The organism is Enterovibrio gelatinilyticus, from assembly GCF_028683095.1.
Lineage (GTDB): Bacteria > Pseudomonadota > Gammaproteobacteria > Enterobacterales > Vibrionaceae > Enterovibrio > Enterovibrio gelatinilyticus.
In genome coordinates this window covers 1-406 of record NZ_JAJUBC010000133.1, presented here as the reverse complement: position 1 = coordinate 406, position 406 = coordinate 1, and the positions used below count along the sequence as shown (strand labels likewise).

At 55.9% G+C, this 406-nt stretch carries 1 pseudogene; it reads right to left on the bottom strand.

Going from position 1 to position 406, the window contains the following annotated elements:
• Nucleotides 1–406: pseudogene (locus LRP50_RS25545) on the bottom strand (hypothetical protein); the annotation flags it as partial.

The window sequence follows — 406 nt, the reverse complement described above, 5'->3', positions numbered from 1 at the left end:
TGCCACCGTGAAGCTTAAGCGGTAATTATCGCGGTAACCGTATTCTGAAAAGCGCTGAGAGTTAGCTTGATGCGCCCAAGAACCGCCGTTCGCACTGAGAACGCCATCGCTGTAGGTTGTGCCATAGAGTACTGGCCAATCCACGATTTCTGCACTCGTGCGCGATTCAAGATCATCCGACAAGCCATCGTTATCGCGGTCAATGTCGCTGTTATCGCCGACACCGTCACTGTCGGAATCTGTGGTTTCCGTGGCATCGTCAGGGAAGGCATCGGCATTATCGCCCACACCGTCGCCGTCGGAATCGGTGGTCTCAGACGCATCGTCAGGGAAGGCATCGGCATTGTCGCCCACGCCATCGCCGTCAGTATCGGTTGTCTCAGTGGCATCTGTTGGGAAGGCATCG